The 15412-nt window shown below is 61.2% G+C and carries 14 protein-coding genes; 10 read left to right on the top strand and 4 right to left on the bottom strand.

Features of this window, described 5'->3' with window-relative positions; translation table 11 throughout:
- Positions 1 to 28 precede the first annotated feature (28 nt).
- Genes ONZ54_RS21060 through ONZ54_RS21050 form a run of 3 tightly spaced genes read left to right on the top strand, consistent with a single transcriptional unit; the run spans position 29 to position 3230 of the window.
- Positions 29 to 1429, top strand: coding sequence for a sensor histidine kinase (locus ONZ54_RS21060; RefSeq protein WP_058395098.1), 1401 nt, complete (start codon positions 29 to 31; stop codon positions 1427 to 1429).
- Between the two features lie 8 nt (positions 1430 to 1437).
- Positions 1438 to 1953 (top strand): hypothetical protein, encoded by a 516-nt coding sequence (locus tag ONZ54_RS21055; RefSeq protein ID WP_058395097.1) that lies wholly within the window; start codon positions 1438 to 1440, stop codon positions 1951 to 1953.
- Positions 1950 to 3230: a sigma 54-interacting transcriptional regulator gene (locus ONZ54_RS21050; RefSeq protein WP_005318504.1), complete on the top strand. Its 1281-nt coding sequence runs from the start codon at positions 1950 to 1952 to the stop codon at positions 3228 to 3230. Before ONZ54_RS21055 ends, ONZ54_RS21050 begins: the two co-directional genes overlap by 4 nt.
- Positions 3231 to 3285: 55 nt before the next feature.
- Here the strand turns inward: ONZ54_RS21050 and ONZ54_RS21045 are convergent, their stop codons facing one another.
- The gene (locus ONZ54_RS21045; RefSeq protein WP_271787069.1) at positions 3286 to 3768 is read right to left on the bottom strand and encodes a DUF1097 domain-containing protein; all 483 of its coding nucleotides are present in this window, start codon (positions 3766 to 3768) and stop codon (positions 3286 to 3288) included.
- Positions 3769 to 4140: 372 nt separating this feature from the next.
- Here ONZ54_RS21045 and msrP point away from each other — a divergent pair, with 372 nt between their 5' ends.
- Together msrP and ONZ54_RS21035 are read left to right on the top strand one after the other, a co-directional pair.
- Positions 4141 to 5145, top strand: coding sequence for a protein-methionine-sulfoxide reductase catalytic subunit MsrP (gene msrP / locus ONZ54_RS21040; protein ID WP_219614743.1), 1005 nt, complete (start codon positions 4141 to 4143; stop codon positions 5143 to 5145).
- Positions 5146 to 5218: 73 nt separating this feature from the next.
- Positions 5219 to 5851, top strand: a complete 633-nt coding sequence (locus tag ONZ54_RS21035) for a protein-methionine-sulfoxide reductase heme-binding subunit MsrQ (protein ID WP_271787068.1) — start codon at positions 5219 to 5221, stop codon at positions 5849 to 5851.
- A 47-nt stretch (positions 5852 to 5898) separates the two neighbouring features.
- Here the strand turns inward: ONZ54_RS21035 and ONZ54_RS21030 are convergent, their stop codons facing one another.
- Positions 5899 to 6147, bottom strand: coding sequence for a PepSY domain-containing protein (locus ONZ54_RS21030; RefSeq protein ID WP_005318514.1), 249 nt, complete (start codon positions 6145 to 6147; stop codon positions 5899 to 5901).
- Positions 6148 to 6210: 63 nt separating this feature from the next.
- Here ONZ54_RS21030 and ONZ54_RS21025 point away from each other — a divergent pair, with 63 nt between their 5' ends.
- The 4 genes from ONZ54_RS21025 (at position 6211) to ONZ54_RS21010 (ending at position 9285) form a co-directional block, all read left to right on the top strand.
- On the top strand, positions 6211 to 6543 hold the full coding sequence (locus tag ONZ54_RS21025) for a PepSY domain-containing protein (protein WP_271787067.1): 333 nt from the start codon (positions 6211 to 6213) through the stop codon (positions 6541 to 6543).
- A gap of 106 nt (positions 6544 to 6649) precedes the next feature.
- Entirely contained in the window at positions 6650 to 7306 is a 657-nt protein-coding gene (locus ONZ54_RS21020; RefSeq protein ID WP_005318517.1) for an AHA_4052 family stress response regulator transcription factor, read from the top strand.
- A gap of 37 nt (positions 7307 to 7343) precedes the next feature.
- Complete coding sequence (locus tag ONZ54_RS21015) at positions 7344 to 8693, top strand: sensor histidine kinase (RefSeq protein WP_021139858.1); 1350 nt, start codon at positions 7344 to 7346, stop codon at positions 8691 to 8693.
- A gap of 130 nt (positions 8694 to 8823) precedes the next feature.
- Positions 8824 to 9285 carry a hypothetical protein gene (locus tag ONZ54_RS21010; protein WP_058395093.1) on the top strand — a complete coding sequence of 154 codons (462 nt, stop codon included), beginning with the start codon at positions 8824 to 8826 and terminating at the stop codon, positions 9283 to 9285.
- A gap of 150 nt (positions 9286 to 9435) precedes the next feature.
- Here the strand turns inward: ONZ54_RS21010 and torA are convergent, their stop codons facing one another.
- Complete coding sequence (gene torA / locus ONZ54_RS21005) at positions 9436 to 11916, bottom strand: trimethylamine-N-oxide reductase TorA (protein WP_271787066.1); 2481 nt, start codon at positions 11914 to 11916, stop codon at positions 9436 to 9438.
- A 22-nt stretch (positions 11917 to 11938) separates the two neighbouring features.
- The gene (locus ONZ54_RS21000) at positions 11939 to 13069 is read right to left on the bottom strand and encodes a NapC/NirT family cytochrome c (RefSeq protein ID WP_271787065.1); all 1131 of its coding nucleotides are present in this window, start codon (positions 13067 to 13069) and stop codon (positions 11939 to 11941) included.
- Between the two features lie 366 nt (positions 13070 to 13435).
- Here ONZ54_RS21000 and ONZ54_RS20995 point away from each other — a divergent pair, with 366 nt between their 5' ends.
- Positions 13436 to 15406, top strand: a complete 1971-nt coding sequence (locus ONZ54_RS20995; protein ID WP_271787064.1) for a DNA topoisomerase III — start codon at positions 13436 to 13438, stop codon at positions 15404 to 15406.
- Positions 15407 to 15412 lie beyond the last annotated feature (6 nt).

The following is a 15412-nucleotide window of genomic DNA, read 5'->3' as shown; positions in this document are numbered from 1 at the left end:
CACCCATGATGAATCGAGACAGCACAAGATGACCAAGGTACGCCCACGTTCCTTGCTGCAAGTGGTATTGATGGGCTTCGTCCTGGTATTGATGCCGCTGGGCGGCATGATCTGGCACGACAGTCAGGCCCTCGAACACTTAAGCCAGTTGACCAGCGACGAGCTGGAGCGGGCGGTGCGCGATACCCGTCGGGCGACCCTGCTCACAACCCAGGCCATTGATCTGGAACGTACTCTTCGCCGTTATGCGGTACTGGGGGATGAGCGCATCCTGGCCAGTTACCAGCAGCAGCTTGCCAGTTACCGCAGCCTGCTCGCTGCTCATCAGGGCTCGATCCCGGATGCCGAGGCTTACACCGGCCTCGAGCAGGTGCTGGCCTGGCTCGAGAGCTTGCAGGATCTGGCCAAGGCCAGAGCCGCCTCGGCCAGCCCGCAATTTGATGAATTTAATCAAATTAATCAGCAGCTTGAAGTGATTACCCGAGGCCAGGTCGATGAGCATGTGAGCCGGGTACGCGCCATGATTGCAGAATTGATGAGAGAGATCTGGTGGGTCAGCGGTTTCGTGGCCGTGCTCAGCCTGCTGCTGGTGTTGTTGTTTACCTATCTGATTATCCACCCTGTGCGTCAGATTGAGTCGCGGATCTTGAGTCTGGGCGCAGGTGTGGAGCCGGACAAACGACCCGTGGACGGGCCGGCAGAGTTGGTGGTATTGGGGGAGCGGATCAACTGGTTGCACGACAAGCTCAAGGAGCTGGAACAGCAGAAATACCAGTTCCTGCGCCATGTTTCCCATGAGCTCAAGACGCCGCTGGCGGTGCTGCGGGAGGGCTCGGACCTGCTTGGCGAACAGCTGGTGGGGCCGCTTACGCCGGATCAGCAGGAGATCTGCCAGATGCTGGAAGAGAACAGTCGCCGATTGCAGACCCTGATCGAACGTCTGCTCGATTTCAACCGCCTCAGCCAGCAGGAAGTGTTTACCCTGACGCCGGTGGCGCTGGCGCCCTTGCTGTCAGAGTTGACCGCAGAGTACCGGCTGGCGCTGGAATCCAAACAAATCAGTGTACACTTGCCGACCGATCCCATCATGCTGCAGGCGGAGCCGTATCGCTTGCGGTTGATCCTCGATAATCTGTTTTCCAATGCGGTCAGCTATGGCGCCAGGGGGGGCCAGATCTGGATCCGCGCCGGGCAGGATGCCAACGGCGGCTGGTTGGAGGTGGCCAACGAAGGGCCCGTCATTCCGGTAGCCGAACGGGAGCGGATCTTCGAGCCATTCGAGCAGGGCAGTATAGTACGGCAAGGTTTGTTGAAAGGCTCCGGCATGGGGCTTTCCATCGCCCGCGAGTCGGCGATGAGCCTTGGCGGTGAATTGGTATTGATTGAAGACGAACAGGCTGATGTCTGTTTCCGGTTGACGTTGAAGTGAAGCAAAAGATGAAACAATGTGTTGTTCCGGTATTGATGATGGGCCTGCTCACAGGCTGTTCTTTGCTGCCTGCGCGTGACCCGGCGGCGTCGCCGGATCTCGCCCTCGCCAAGCGCATGGAGTTTGCCAACAAGGAGATGCAGGTACGCCTGCAATACTCGGACTGGCTGCTGGCCAGTCACGCTCAGCAGCGGGCGCAGGAGCGTCAGCGCCTCAAGGGTGCGACCGATGTCGAGAGCCGGGTCAGTCTGGCCATGGTCAATACCCACCCCTCCGAGTCGGTGGCAAACCGTCGGGCCGGGCTGGACAAACTCAAGAGCCTGCTGCCCGAGCTCGGGCTCGATGCCCAGGCTTTCCTGCGCAGCTGGATTGCGCTGGGTGAGGAGCTGCTGGTACGTGACAGCCGTCGTGACGACCAGAGTCAGGAGGTGCAGCGTCTGCGCCGCCAGATTGAACAGCTCTCCGCCATCGATGAACAGCTCAATCAACGCAAGCTCAACGGCAGTGGCGAGGCCCTGCCATGAGCCGGATCCTGCTGGTTGACGACGATGTCAGCCTGCTCAAGCTGATGAGCATGCGCCTGCGCAGCCAGGGCTACGAAGTGGATACCGCCGACAGCGCCGAAGGGGCGCTGGACAGACTGCGCCAGCAACGGGCCGATCTGGTGTTGAGCGACTTGCGCATGGCCGGCATGGACGGCCTGGCGCTGTTCGAGCGCATCCAGTCACAGTGGCTGGGGTTGCCTGTCATCATAATGACAGCCCACGGCACCATTCCCGATGCCATCCAGGCTACCCGCTCCGGGGTGTTCAGTTTTCTCACCAAACCCATCGACAAGGATGAGCTGTTTGCCACCATAGAGCATGCGTTGAGCCTGACACGACCAAAGCAGCAACAGGAGTGGCAATCGCTGATCCTGACCCGCAATCCGCAGATGGAACAGTTGCTGATCCAGGCCAACAGCATAGCCGGCATGGAAGTGCCCGTGCTGATCATGGGGCCGTCCGGCTCAGGCAAAGGGGTAATGACTCAAGCCCTGCATCAGGCCAGCAGTCGCCGTGACAAGCCGTTGCACGTCATCAACTGCGCTGCCTTGCCGTGGCCTGCGCTGGATCTGCAGCTGTTTGGCGAGGACGGTCAGTCCGGCCTGTTCGAACAAGCCAAAGGCGCGACCCTGTTTCTCGACGAGATAGGGGACCTGTCGGAGTCGCTACAGGCCAAGCTGTTGCAGGTGTTGCAGGAGTACGGTCAGGGTACGCCCGAGGTGCGGGTCATCAGCTCCAGCCATCAGGATCTGGTGACGGCGATGGAAGAGGGGCGTTTTCGGGAAGATCTCTTCTACCGCCTCAATGTGGCCAACATCACCTTGCCACCTCTCAGCGCCCGCAGTGAAGACATTCCGCTGCTGGCCAGACAGGCGCTGGACGAATATCGCAGTCGTCACAGTGACTGTGCGGCCCTGGGTTTTTCACCCGAGTCGCTGGCCATGCTGGCGGCCGCAGCCTGGCCCGGTAACGTGCGTCAGCTCTACAGCGTGGTGGAACAGCTGGCGAGCCTCTGTTGCAGTCCTGTGATTGGGGTGTCCATGGTGGAGTCCGCCCTGAGTGGCGGTGGCGGTGGCATCCCCTCGTTCAACGAGGCGCGGGCCGAGTTCGAGAAGGAGTATCTGATCCGTCTGCTGCGTACCACTGAGGGCAACGTGACCCTGGCGGCCAACATGGCGGGCAGAAACCGTACCGATTTCTACAAGTTGTTGAATCGGCACGGCATAGAGGCGGCAAACTTCAAGTCTAAGGGATAAGCCGGACAGTATAGGCTTGCGTCCCGGCGAAGGATTATTCGCAGGTGAGTGCCATTCAGGCGGGATCGACTACGGCGGTAGAGGTTTGGGCTTTCTGGGTTTTCTGGGATAGCCAGAGCCCGCTCGCTTTCATCAGGTAACCGAACAGTGCGCCTATCACCAGGGACGGCAGTATCAGGCGCCACTCCCCCGCGGCACCGAAGGTGGCGCAGCAACCGGCGAAGGTGCCGGGAATGTAGCCCAGCCACTGCTGCTTGGCCTGCACGCACATCAATGTTGCGACCACCCCCGTCATCACATAACCCGCCATGCCCGTTCCCCACCAGGCATCCCCGTGGATCAGCAGCAATGCCCACAGCATGCCGCTCCCATTGCACAGCATGGTTTGCAACAGTGCCTTGTAGCCACCGCTGGAGGCGAAGTAGCTGGTGCAGCCGATAAAGCCGACCCAGGAGATGAGGCCGAGTGTGACGGCAACCCAGCCCCAGACGGCAGAGAGGATCCCGGTCGTGATGGCGATGGCGATCAATGGGCTCATGGCGTGACTCTTCAGTAGTGGAATTCGTAAAGAAAGGGAGCCTACCCCGCGCAGGGGGGGCGGCAAGCAGGGGCGAGATTGTGTGTGATCTTCATCACTCATTTCAACTCAGGAATACGCTTGCGCTCGCGAAAAAAATTCATTGGAGGCGTGCTCGACCCTGCACCATAGTTATGGGCCCTGTCCTGCTCATGGAGTGAGTCTGATGGTGCCAAATGTGATCGTTCCTCTGCTGGTATTCGTAGCATTGTTCCTGGTCGGAACCATGGCCAAGGCTCTGCCCCTTTACCAGCTCATGTAAATTTTCGTGAAATAAAACTCGGCCGGGGCAGGTCTTATGGTTGTTACCCTCATAGCCCCGGGAGTTTTTCCATGTTGATCAAGCGCCGTTCTTCTCATCATCCCACCGAACAGGATGTTACCCCGGAAGCCGTCTATCAGGATCGCCGCCTTATCCTGAAAGGGTTGGGCCTGGGGGCTGCCACCCTGGCGTTTCCCGCTCAGGCTGGCGTGCTTGACCTCTTCTCCGCCGACAAATCGGCACCTGCCGCATCGACCAGACCGCTCAACATTCGCGCCGCCGCCAGACCTGAGGGCGTGATCATCACCCCGGAGGAGAAGGCCACCACCCACAACAACTTCTATGAGCTGGGTACCGACAAGGGGGATCCGGCTCGCAACGGTCACTATTTAAAACCCGAGCCTTGGCAATTGCGGGTAGAGGGGGAGGTGGCCAAGCCCTTCACCCTGGATGTGTGGGACCTCATCAACAAGACAGAGCTGGAGGAGCGCATCTACCGGCTGCGCTGCGTAGAGGCCTGGTCCATGGTGCTGCCCTGGAGCGGTATCAGTCTGGCGGAGCTCATTCGCCGTGCCGAGCCCACCAGTCGCGCCAAGTTCGTGGCCTTCGAGACCCTCTATGATCCCGAGCAGTTGCCAGGGCAGGCATCCCGTTCTCTTGGAGGGGGCATAGATTATCCCTATGTGGAGGGGCTGCGTATCGACGAGGCGATGAACCCGCTCTCCTTCCTGGCGATGGGCCTCTACGGCAAGACGCTGCCCGCCCAGAACGGGGCACCGATCCGGTTGGTGGTGCCCTGGAAGTACGGCTTCAAGAGCATCAAGAGCATAGTTTCCATCCGGCTGGTGGAAGAGATGCCACCGACCACCTGGAATCTGCTGGCATCGAACGAATATGGCTTCTACGCCAACGTCAACCCGGAGGTGGATCACCCGCGCTGGAGTCAGGCCAGCGAGCGCTTCATCGGGGAGGGTGGCATCTTCGGTGCCAAGCGTCAGCCTACCCTGATGTTCAACGGTTATGCCGACGAGGTGGCCTCGCTCTATCAGGGAATGGATCTGAGACAATGGTACTGAGACTGACAACCGCTCATACCAAGGGCCGCCCCCATGGGGTGGTCTTCACTTATCAAGCCATGGATCCAAGAAAATGGTACTGAGACTGACAGCGGTTCACATCAAGAGCCTGCGAGTGCTGGTGCATCTGGGTTCTCTCGGCTTTCTGCTCTGGCTGGGGTATGCCTTGCCAGCCGGGTTGCTGGGGGGGGACCCGGTGCAGGGTTTGACCCACTATCTCGGCAAGGGGGCGCTCAATCTCTTGCTGATCACCCTGCTGGTGTCACCGCTCGCCAAGCGCTGGCGGCAGGGGCAGCTCATCAAGCTGCGCCGCCCTCTCGGGCTCTGGTGCGCGGCCTGGGCCGGGTTGCACTTTATGGTGTGGCTGGGGCTGGATCTGCAATTCGACTGGGAGCTTATTGGCGGTGAGCTGGTGAAGCGCAGCTACATACTGGTGGGGGCAGTGGCGCTCTTGTTGTTGGCAGTGCTCAGTCTGACCTCTATCCCCGCCCTGCTACGGGTCATGGGGCCGGCCTGGCAGAAGTTGCACAACTGGATCTATGCCGTTGCCCTGTTGGTGCCGGTGCACTACTGGTGGTCGGTGAAGAGTGGCTGGCAGGAACCGCTCATCTACCTGCTGCTGGCCTGTGCTCTGCTATGGCCACGGCGGGAGAAGTTGCTGCGCCCCTGGCGTCAACGTCAACGCCATAAACTGAAAGAGGCGTGAGTTGCCGCTCAGGCATCACAGCGCAGAACTCGCATAGCAAAAGAGGCCTAATCGGCCTCTTTTTTGGTGATGTCGCCCGTGTAGGCATCGACCAGCAACTGCACTCGCTGTTCGTCGGCATCCAGGGTTTCTACCTCGAATTTATCTCCTTCCAGCTCCACTTCCCGAATGTCGTGGTACCCTTGGGCCAACAACAACTTGACCAGCGCCGGCATGTCGAGACGCGCCTGGGCCGCCCAGCCGAGGGTGGAGAAAAGGCAAAGGATCAGCAGGAAACTGCGTGGGATCATATTCATTCCGGATTCATGGCTGGCAGACTATAAACGGCATTATGTTAGGTTTTTGGAGATGAATCACCCATGAATAGAGCCCTGTCTCTGCTTGGGTTGCTGCTGCCCGTGATGGCGCAGGCGACCACGCCGAACGAGGCCTTGCTGCAACAAGCTGTCAGCGAGGGTCGGGTCAGGCCCTTTCATGAGGTGATGGAGGTGGCCTCCCGCCTGCCGGTACGCGTGCTGCGCGTCGACCTGGGGGAAGAGGATGGCATCTGGCTGTATGAGCTCAAGCTCATCGACAGCGAGAACAGCGTCATCAAGGTCGGCTATCGCGCCGACAACCTGGAGATGGTGTGGCTCAAGGGCCACCATCTCGAGCGGCTGTTCGAGCCACGCCCGGCGCAAGAGGAAGATTGACCTTTGGGTGGGTGCCAGGTTGGGCTCCAAACTGACAATCCGGCACCGCTGTTCAACCCTCCCATCTCCGTTGACGCAAGAGTAACCCTGCTTTGGATACCCATTTATGCGAATTCTGATAGTTGAAGATGAGAAGACCCTGGCGGGCCAGCTGGCCGAACAGCTGCGTCTGTCCGGTTTCGTGACCGACCTCTGCCACGATGGCAACGAGGCCGGCTTTCTCGGCGAGACCGAACCTTATGACGCCATCATCCTGGATCTCGGCCTGCCGGGTCGCGATGGCCTGAGCGTGCTGAAGGAGTGGCGCAGCAAGGGGATCGACACCCCTGTGCTGGTACTGACCGCCCGCGGCCAGCTGCACGAGAAGATTGAGGGGCTCAATGCCGGAGCCGACGACTACCTCACCAAGCCGTTCCAGGTGGCCGAGCTGGTAGCTAGGGTGCAGGCGCTGGTGCGACGGGCAGCAGGCAATGCCAGTTCGATCCTGGAGATCGGCGGAGTGCGGCTCGACATGGCGGCCTCCCAGGTGTGGTACGAAGGCACCCCCATCAAGCTCACCGCCCACGAATTTCGGGTGCTTGGCTACCTGATGCAGCACAGGGGCAAGGTGGTGTCGCGCAGCGAGCTGATCGACCACATCTATGCCCAGGATTTTGACCGCGACTCCAATACCGTCGAAGTCTTCATCGGCCGGATCCGCAAGAAGACCCACGCCGATCTCATTGAGACTGTGCGTGGCCTTGGATACCGGATCAACGAATGAGTCGGGCCTTGATACAACCCCTGCCAGGGTGCGGTGAATGAGGCTGGTCAGGACCCTGCGGGGGCGACTGGTAGTCATAGCGCTGGTCTGGTGTGGTCTCTTCCTGTTTGCCACAGGTTTCAGCCTGCAGACCATGATGCGCAACTATTGGCAAGAGGCGGAAGCAGACGGCCTGCGCCTGCAGCTCTACGATCTGCTCTCTCGCCTCGAGATCCAGCCAGACGGCCTGCCCATCGTCACCGAGCCCATGGCCGACCCCCGCTTTCGTCAACCCTATTCCGGCTACTACTGGCAGCTGGAGCTGGGGGATGAGGTGGTCAGCCGCTCGCGATCCCTGTGGGATGTGCACCTCAAGGTGCAGGGTCTGAAGTCGGCGTTCGGCGATCCGGATCTGTTTGTCGGCAGGGGACCCAACAAGGAGCCCCTGCTCATCATGACGCGTACCGTGCTGCTGCCCGGGTCGGATCGGACGTTTACTCTGGTGATGGCCAAGGACAGCAGCGCCTTGACCCAGACCCTCAAGAAGACCCGCATCAGCCTGTTCCTGGGCCTCGGCTTCGCCGCCACGGGTCTGGTGCTGGGCTTCATGTTCCAGATCGTCTATGGTCTGCGTCCGCTGCATTTGCTGCGCCGCGAACTGGGACGGGTACATCAGGGGCATCAGGAGGGATTCCGGCTGCGTTATCCGCTGGAGATACAGCCGCTGGTGGAAGATATCAACCGCCTGCTTCACCACTACAGCGAGCTGCTGCAGCGAGCCCGCTCCCACACCGGCAATCTGGCTCACGCCCTCAAGACGCCGCTCAGCATAATGCGCAATCAGGTGGCCCAGTTGTCGCCGGAGGATCAAGCCGCCATCGGTGAGCAGCTCGACCAGATCCAGCGCCACATCGACTATCACCTCGGCAAGGCGCGGGTGACCGGCGCCGCCAAGATCCTCGGGGTGTCGACCCCGGTGCGGGCACGGGTGGAGTACATCTGCCGCGCCTTCTCCCGTCTCTATCCGGGCAAGGAGGTGGATCTGCAGGTGCCGGCCAATCTGGCGGTCGGGGTGGAGGAGCAGGACTTCGACGAGATGGTGGGCAACCTGCTGGAGAACGCCTACAAGTGGTCGGCCGGTCAGCTGCGTATTTCCAGTGCGGAGCTGGGGGGCTGGATCACCCTGCGCATCGAGGATGACGGCCCCGGCATGAGCGAGGATCAGATCGCCAAGGCGGTGTTGCGCGGGGTACGGCTCGACGAGAAGGTGCCGGGCTCTGGGCTCGGCCTCAACATAGTCTCCGATCTGGCCGAGGCCTATCGAGGCAACCTCATCATGGGTCGGGCCGAGTTGGGTGGTCTGGCTGCGTCTCTGTCACTGCCCAAGGTGGCCAGGGTAGAGAGCTAGATATTATCAGCCCCGTTATGGGGCGGATGGAATTGTGGTGGTCTGGCCGCGTCCCTTCACTGCCCAGGTGGCAAGGGGGGAGGGTCAGGCATAAGATAAGACACTTGTTCAAGCCTGAGGAAGGGTAGCAATGACAGACGATCCATGGGCACTATGTCACCTTGATGACTCGTTCGATTCCTCCGTGTTGGGGATCAAGGGGGCACAGCTTCAGTGGTTTGAAGACAGAGATAGCCTGATCGCATTCCTGCTGGAAGATTTCATCGATCTGCTGGCCGATGCAGGTGAGCTGGACGAAGACGAAGTTGCCAGCGCCCGCGAGCGCTTCACCCTGCTGGTGGAGCAGATCAGCGACGATCGTGCGTTGGTGGATGCGCTCAACGATCTCGCCTCCGGCCTGCGCCGTATCGCCTGGCTGGGGCCGCTCTCCGAGCTGGCCGAAGTCAGTGATGACTTCGCCGCCGGCCTGCGCCGCTATTTCTGGACCCAATACGATGGCGACGAAGATGACCCGGATGCCTGGGTGCCGGAAGAGCTCTGGCCCCAGCTGGTGGAGTGCGCGGAAGAGTATATGCAGGAAGGCGACTTCTGAGTCACTTTGCCCATGCTCCGGCTGCAGAGCGGGTGGTGTGCGCGAAGAGTGCATACAGGAAGGCGACCTCTGAGTCACCACTGCCATAGCAAATTGATAGCAATAAAAAACGGCGCCTGATGGCGCCGTTTTTGTTGGTCGAGCGTGGACTCAGCCGTTGGCCGGGACCGTGTGTGCGGTATTGGCCAGTGCCGGGCCCCTGTATTTCTCGATCTGCAGCTGGGCCATGTGGCCGCAGTTGCCCTGCGCCAGGCTGGAGGTGCCCTCGTCGAAGGTCAGGCAGTTGACGTTGCCGTTCTTGCAGATGGCCCCCGCCTCACCCGGTTTGGCCGGGTCGAACCAGGCCCCTTCACAGATGCGCACCACGCCAGGACGTATGTCTTTCGACACCATGGCGCCCACCAGGATCTGGCCGCGATCGTTGAAGGCGCGCACCAGATCCCCATCCTGAATGCCACGAGCCTTGGCATCATCCGGGTGGATCAGGATGGCCTCCCGATCGGCGATAGCGAACTTGTCTCGCAGCGGCGTGTTGTCCAGCTGGGAGTGCAGGCGCTGGGTCGGGTGCGAGGTATTGAGCGACAGCGGATAACGGCTGGCCGTTTCGCTCTTCACCCACTCCTTGGGCTCATACCACTTGGGATGGCCGGCGCAGTCGGCATACCCCATGCCGGCGATGGTGTTGGAGAAGATCTCGATCTTGCCGGACGGGGTGCCGAGCGGGTTGAGCAAGGGATTCTCGCGAAAATCGGCGTGACGAATCCACTGGCGGTTTGCCTCGGGCACTGGGAAGCGGATGTAGTTGTTGGACTCCCAGAACATGTTGAACGGCGGCAGCGCCACGCGGGCACCACGGGCCTGGGCAGCCATGCCGTCATACATCTGCTTGAGCCACAGCATCTCGTCCTTGCCTTCGGTGTAGGCTTCCAGCAGGCCCAGCTTGGCGGCAATGGCGCTGAAGATGTCGAAGTCGTTGCGGGACTCGTGCTGGGGCGGTACGCACTGGTGCATGGGAAACACGTAGCGCTGGGAGTAATCGCCCCCCATCTCCAGATCGTTGCGCTCATAGCTGGTGGTGGCCGGCAGCACTATGTCTGCGTGCTTGGCGGTGGCGGTCCAGTAGGGCTCGTGGACTATCACCGTCTGTGGCTTGCGCCACGCCTTGAGCAGGTTGTTGGTGTCCTGATGGTGGTGGAAGGGGTTGCCACCCGCCACATAGACCAGCTTGATGTCCGGATAAGTCACCTGACGACCGTTGAAGTCGATGGTCTTGCCCGGGTTGGCGAGACAGTCGGCGATGCGGGCCACCGGGATCGGGGCCGGACTGTTCTTGGGCGCGTTGCCGGCCGAGATACCCGCCAGGATGCCGCCCTTGGCGGTGGGGCTGCCACCGGAGGAGTAGTGGTAGCTGAAGCCGTAGCCGCCGCCTGGCAGGCCGATCTGGCCCAGCATGGCGGCCAGGGTCACCAGCATCCAGTTGGGCTGCTCGCCGTGATGCTGGCGCTGCATGCCCCAGCCCGCCATGATCATGGTGCGCTTGGACGCCATGTCGAGGGCCAGCTGACGGATCACGGCGGCATCGACGCCGCAGACAGTGCTCGCCCATTCGGCGCTCTTCGGCTGGCCATCCTCCTTGCCCAGCAGGTAGGCGAGGAACTTGTCGAAACCGCTGGTGTAACGATCGAGGAAGGCCTGATCGTGCTTCTGTTCGGTATACAGGGTGTGGGCCACCCCCAGCATCATGGCCACGTCGGTATAGGCGTTTGGCGCAATCCACTCTGCCCCGGCCAGTTTGGCGGTCTCGTTGTAGACGGGGTCGATGCTGATGATGCGGGTGCCCTTATCCTTCAGTGCCTGGAAGCCGGCCTGACCCTCGTGGTCCGGCATGTTCCAGCTGTTCTTCAGGGTCACCTGGGCGTTGACACCCCACAGCACCACCAGTTCGGCGTGTTCGATCACGTTCGGCCAGGCGGTCTGCTGCTCATATACCTCGATGGAGCCCATGACGTGGGACATGATTACCTGGGCGGCGCCGGCGGAGTAGTCACCGGCATAACCGGTGAAGCCACCGGCCAGGTTCATCAGGCGGTGCAGCAGGGTCCGGCTGTTGTGGAACATGCCGACGCTCTTCCAGCCGTAGGAACCAGCGTGGATCGCCTGCGGGCCGAAGTCGCTCTGCACCCGGCCAATCTCGCCGGCCACCAGCTCGATGGCCTTGTCCCAGCTCACCCGCACCCATTCGTCGGCGCCGCGCAGCTCGGGTCTGGCGCCAGGGCCGTGCTCCAGCCAGCTCTTGCGCACCATGGGGTACTTGATGCGGTTCTTGGCGTGAACCTGGAACGGGGCCATGTCGATGAGATCGTTCGGTGCCGGATCATCGGCCACCGGCTGGACGCGCACCATGCGGCCATCTTCGACTATGGCTTCGAAGGCACCCCAGTGGGCGCCGGTCAGTATGCCCTTCTGGGCCGGGACCAGGGTCGGGAACTGCTCCAGTGCGGTGCTGATGGCCTTGGCCAGAGCACTCTTCGGGAAGATGCCGGCGAGCAGCGGCAGTGCCGCGCAGGCGCCGAGCCCCTTGAGCAGGTTGCGGCGGGACAGATTGGTGTTCTTATCGGTAAAAAAAGTCATGACGATTTCCTCTGTGCCAGCCTTAGTGCGCCGCGCTCATGTCACTGGCATGTTTCTGGACGTATTGGGTCAGCATGCGAGCCTGTTCCGGGGTCAGGGAGGTACGGGATTCCATCCCCTTGATGACGCCGATCCACTGGTTGGCATTGAAGTGATCCAGCGCCGTGAGGCCGTGGCAGCCGGTGCAGTTGTTGGACATCAGGGTGGAGGCGTATTGCCACAGCTTGCCCTGATCGCCAATGAGCTGGGTCTGATCCACCCAGGCGGTCAGTTTGACCTGATGCCAGGTGAGGTTGGTGGCGCTGTCGGTTTCGCTCTGGCCGGTGACCAGGGATTTTTTGGCGGCATCGCCTACCAGCACGCTCAGGATCCGCTTGCCGGGAGCGGCGTAGAAGACTTCGCGCACGCCGTCCTGTTGCCAGCCTTCGATCTGCACCTGGGCACGGCCATTTTCGTTGGCCAGTACTTCCACCTTGGTGGAGGGCATCAGGGTGCCTTCGTCTGTCTTGGCGGCGGCATCGAGGAACAGCGGCGCCGTGGCGATGGCGTAACGGGTGGTGACGTTGGCCGGGGTCTGGGCGGCAGCCTGGGCCAGCTCGCTCGCACCGGCGGCAGCCAGCTCGCTCATGTCAGGCATGATGTGGGCGACACCGCGGTGGCAGTCGATGCAGGTCTGGCCTTCCTTGATGGCGACCGGGTGCTCGGCCCGGGCATTGGGGCGCTGGGCCAGAATATCCATGGCGGCGTAGCTGTGGCAGCTGCGGCAGCTGGCAGAGTCATTGGCCTTGAGCTGGTCCCACACGGTCTGGGCCATGCGCAGCTTGTGCGATTCGTATTTTTCAGGGGTGTCGAGGGTGCCGATCGCCTCGTGATAGATATCCTTCACGGCGCGGATCTTGGTCCACAGATAGGCGCTGGGTTCATTGGGGATGTGGCAGTCTGCACACTCGGCGCGGATCCCCTTCACGTTCTGGAAGTGGACGCTGCCCTGATACTCGGCCAGCGGGGTTTGCATGGAGTGGCAGGAGACGCAGAACTCGGTAGAACTGGTTTTATGCATCACTGTCATGGTGACACCCAATGCCGCGACGCCCAGCAGGGCTCCGAGCAGCAGGAGCCAGAACCAGGTCTTTCTCAATAATTTTCCAAGCATGGCGGCATTTTCCTACGATCAAATATTACCAATATAGTAGTAGCTAGAGAGAGGTAGGGGATTGACCTCTATCATGATTTTTATTTTGTAATGTTATTTTAAATATATTTATTATTTTGTATTTTATCATTTAATTGAATTTAATTTAATATCCACGCGTTCCCTATCCAATTCGAACTCGTTCGGGTCAGGTTTCATCACATGGCCTGCATGAGCATCTTGAAGGGTAGTCGCCCGCTTTATCCCGAGTCGCACCTCTGACCGACAGCGTGCTCATGATCAGCGAACCCGCGGATGGCCAGTCTTGGGCTTTGCAAAAGGCTCGGTATATACTGTTCGCATATACAGTATTCAGGTGTGTTTACCATGCGACTCTTTATCGCCGAGAAGCCCAGTCTTGGCCGAGCCATTGCCGATGTGTTGCCCAAGCCCCACAAGAAGGGGGACGGTTTCATCGAGACAGCCCAGGGGGATGTGGTGACATGGTGCATCGGCCACCTGCTGGAGCAGGCTGAGCCGGATGCCTACGACGCCGCCTTCAAGCAGTGGCGCATGGAGCAACTGCCCATTATCCCCGCCCAGTGGCAGCTGGTGGCCAAGCCCAAGACCAAGACCCAGCTCACCGTCATCAAGCGGCTGATCAAGCTGGCCGACTGCGTGGTGAATGCCGGTGACCCGGACAGGGAAGGGCAACTGCTGGTGGACGAGGTGATCGACTTTCTCGGTTACCCCAAGACCAGACCGGTGCAGCGCTGTCTTATCAGCGATCTCAATCCGCCGGCGGTGCGCCGCGCCCTCGACAAGCTCAGAGACAACAAGGAGTTCGTGCCGCTGGCGGTATCGGCGCTGGCCCGCAGTCGCGCCGACTGGCTCTATGGCATCAACATGACCCGGGCCTACACCCTGCTCGGCCGCAAGGGCGGTTGCAGCGAGCTGCTGTCGGTCGGCCGGGTGCAGACCCCGCTGCTGGGGCTGGTTGTGCGGCGGGATCTGGAGATAGAGGCCTTCGTGCCCAAGCCCTTCTACGAGGTGCTGGCCCATGTGGTGACCGAGGGCAACGAGCGCTTCAGCGCCAAGTGGCTGCCCTCCGAGGCCTGCCTGCCCTGGCAGGATGAGGAGGGGCGGGTGCTCAACCGGGCGCTGGCGGAGAAAGTGGTCAGTCGCATCAATGGCCAACCAGCATCGGTAGAAGAGGTAGAGGAACAGGCCCGCAAGCAGGCAGCACCGCTGCCCTACAACCTCTCCAGTTTGCAGATCGATGCTGCCAAGCGCTTTGGCATGGATGCCAAGCGAGTGCTGGATGTCTGTCAGGGACTCTACGAGCGCCACAAGCTCATCACTTATCCCAGATCCGACAGCCGTCACCTGCCCAGCGATCACTTCAATCGGGCGGCCCAGGTACGGGAGGCCATCGCTGCTACTGCGCCGGCATTCGCCAGGGCGGTGAGCGAGGCGGACGGCAAGATCCGCAGCAAGGCGTGGAATGACAGCAAGGTGGATGCCCACCACGCCATCATCCCCACCGAGAAGCGTGGCAACGAGGGCAGCCTCAGCGGCGATGAGGCCAAAATCTACGGTCTGGTGGCGCGCCAATACCTGCTGCAGTTCTACCCACCGTTCGAGTACAACGACAGCAAGGTGCTGCTGCGTATCGCGGGTGGCCTGTTCCAGGCCAAGGCGCGGCGGATCCTCAAGGCGGGCTGGAAGGCGCTGCTGGGGGTGGAAGAAGATGACGACGAAGAGAAAGCCGGTACCCTGCCCGCCCTGAAAGAGGGGGAGCAACTGCTGTGCGAGCGCGGCGAGCTACTGGAGAAGATGACCCAGGCGCCCAAGTCGTTCACCGACGCTACCCTGCTGGCCGCCATGACCGGCATAGCCCGCTACGTGCAGGATCCCGAGATCCGCAAGACCCTGCGCGAAACGGACGGTCTTGGCACCGAGGCGACCCGGGCCGGCATCATAGACCTGCTGTTCAGGCGCCGTTTTCTGGTGCGCCAGGGCAAGAGCATCAAGGGCACGCCCACCGGACGGGCACTGATCCTGGCTCTGCCCGCCACCGCTACCACGCCGGACATGACGGCTCTGTGGGAGCAGAGCCTGGGCCAGATTGCCGAGCGGCACGCCAGCTATCAGCAATTTATGGGGCCACTGACAGATCAGTTGAACGCCTTGATTGAGGTAGCTCGGCAGGATTCCGGCGCCAGCTTCAGCGCGCTGCCCAAGGCGGCGGCGGGGGCCGGCAAGCCGCGTTTTACCCGTCGCAAGAGCAGTGCAGGCACCACTGGCACTCCTCGCAAGAGTGCCGGCAAGCGCCCGGCCAAGAGCAAGGCGACCTGAGTCGCC

It is taken from the genome of Aeromonas salmonicida, from assembly GCF_028355655.1.
In the GTDB taxonomy this organism is placed as follows: Bacteria; Pseudomonadota; Gammaproteobacteria; order Enterobacterales; family Aeromonadaceae; genus Aeromonas; species Aeromonas salmonicida.
This window is presented reverse-complemented; position numbering and strand designations above follow the sequence as displayed.